The sequence below is a fragment of the Caulobacter sp. CCH9-E1 genome, assembly GCF_001556515.1.
In the GTDB taxonomy this organism is placed as follows: Bacteria; Pseudomonadota; Alphaproteobacteria; order Caulobacterales; family Caulobacteraceae; genus Caulobacter.
The window spans coordinates 1-1,751 of record NZ_LSJA01000032.1 but is presented as its reverse complement, the minus strand read 5'-3'; the positions used below and the strand labels follow the sequence as shown (position 1 = coordinate 1,751).

General features: G+C 66.0%; 2 protein-coding genes and 1 pseudogene. 2 read left to right on the top strand and 1 reads right to left on the bottom strand.

What is annotated here, in order from left to right; translation table 11 throughout:
• Positions 1 to 132: 132 nt before the first annotated feature.
• Positions 133 to 723, bottom strand: coding sequence for a YqgE/AlgH family protein (locus AX690_RS01785; RefSeq protein ID WP_066730220.1), 591 nt, complete (start codon positions 721 to 723; stop codon positions 133 to 135).
• Positions 724 to 870: 147 nt separating this feature from the next.
• Here AX690_RS01785 and AX690_RS01780 point away from each other — a divergent pair, with 147 nt between their 5' ends.
• Both AX690_RS01780 and AX690_RS01775 read left to right on the top strand, forming a co-directional pair.
• A complete protein-coding gene (locus tag AX690_RS01780; protein ID WP_066730218.1) occupies positions 871 to 1,353 on the top strand; it encodes a peroxiredoxin in 483 nt (160 codons plus the stop codon).
• A 202-nt stretch (positions 1,354 to 1,555) separates the two neighbouring features.
• A pseudogene (locus AX690_RS01775) lies at positions 1,556 to 1,751 on the top strand (alpha/beta hydrolase); the annotation flags it as partial.

The following is a 1,751-nucleotide window of genomic DNA, read 5'->3' as shown; positions in this document are numbered from 1 at the left end:
CGGCCGCTCCTCACGCTAGCTCATCTCCATCACACGAGGTGGCGCGAAGCGCCGGTGGGGGAAGTTTTGCTGCCCCGGCCTTTCCCCTCTCCGTCGGCTGCGCCGACACCTCTCCGACGGGGAGAGGGTTTTCTAAGCCCGCCCCGCCGTCGTCGACAGGTGGTCGGCGGTGATTCCCAGCTTGGCCAGGGCCCGGGTCCATTTGTGCTCGTGGTCCTCGTCGAACAGCAGGCTCTCGTCGGCGTCGCAGATCAGCCAGATGTTGTCGCGCAGCTCCTGCTCGAGCTGACCAGGGCCCCAGCCGGCATAGCCGAGCGCCAGGATCGCCTTGCGGGGGCGCCGGTGAGGGCTGGCCATCGCGTCGAGCACGTCGCGGGTGGCGGTCAGGCTGAGACCCTCCGCGATGGGCAGGGAGGAGTCCGGCGAGTGGAAGTCGTCGGTATGCAGCACGAAGCCGCGCTCGCGCTCGATCGGGCCGCCCAGCAGGACCAGGTCGCGCGGCGCCTGGATGTTCGACTTGACGCCCAGCCGCTCCAGCAGCTCGACGACGGTCAGGCCTTCGACGGGACGATTGACCGCCAGGCCCATGGCCTGCTCCTCGTCGTGCGCGCACAGATAGAGCACGGCCCGTTCGAAGCGCGGGTCTTCGATGCCCGGCATCGCCACCAGAAGACGCCCGGTCAGGAATTCGCCTTCGTCCTCGTCGTCGATCAAGCTGGCCATGAATGGAGCATTGGCCCTCCGTGCGACGCTTTCAAGTCGCGTCGATGAGAATCCGCGTCGCGTGTTTCCAAAAACGGTGGCTTGGCGGTCGAGCGGCGCGGGGATATCTCCAAGACCTTCCAAACGCACAATAGAGGAACACGGCCCATGGCGATCAAGGTTGGCGACAAGCTGCCCGCGGCGACTTTCATGACCAGCACGGCCGAAGGGCCGGCGCCGATCAGCACCGACGACATCTTCAAGGGCAAGACCGTGGCGCTGTTCGCCGTGCCGGGCGCCTTCACCCCGACCTGCTCGGCCAAGCACCTGCCGGGCTTCAAGGAGAAGGCCGCCGAGCTGAAGGCCAAGGGCGTGGATGCGATCGCCTGCGTCTCGGTCAACGATGTCTTCGTGATGAAGGCCTGGGGCAAGGACCAGGGCATCGACGGCGAAGTCCTGCTGCTGGCCGACGGCAATGGCGACTTCACCCGCGCTGTCGGCCTCGATTTCGACGGCAGCAAGTTCGGCATGGGCGCGCGCTCGCAGCGCTATTCGCTGATCGCCAAGGACGGCGTCGTCACCCAGCTGAACGTCGAGGAAGCCGGCCAGTTCAAGGTTTCCTCCGCCGAGTACCTGCTGGAGCAGCTGTAAGCTTCGGCTCGAGCATTCCCTCCCCCTCGCGGGAGGGAATGCTCCTCCAATCCGCCTCTCGCGCGGGGCCTCCGCGCCGCTCTCCTCTCTTCCGGCGAAAAATGATATCGCGATAAAGAATCCGCTGGACACGCGTGGAGCTCAGGCATAATCATCTTGTTATCGCGATAATCATTATCGCGCAAATTACATGAGGATGATCATGAGCCAGTCGAACCAAGCTTCCCGCCGTGGGCTGATGACCGCTGGTCTCGGCCTGACCGCCGCGGCCGTCGCCGCGCCCCTGGCCGTTCAGGCCGCGACTCCCAAGGCCGCCGCCAGGCCGACCGCCGACCGCGCCCAGAGCGGCTACGTCACGACCCAGGACGGCGTGCAGATCTTCTACAAGGACTGGGGCC

Excerpts from the sequence above, each read along its gene's own strand:
- AX690_RS01780 (WP_066730218.1), top strand. The coding sequence starts at position 871 with ATGGCGATCAAGGTTGGCGACAAGCTGCCCGCGGCGACTTTCATGACC.
- AX690_RS01785 (WP_066730220.1), bottom strand. The coding sequence starts at position 723 with ATGGCCAGCTTGATCGACGACGAGGACGAAGGCGAATTCCTGACCGGG.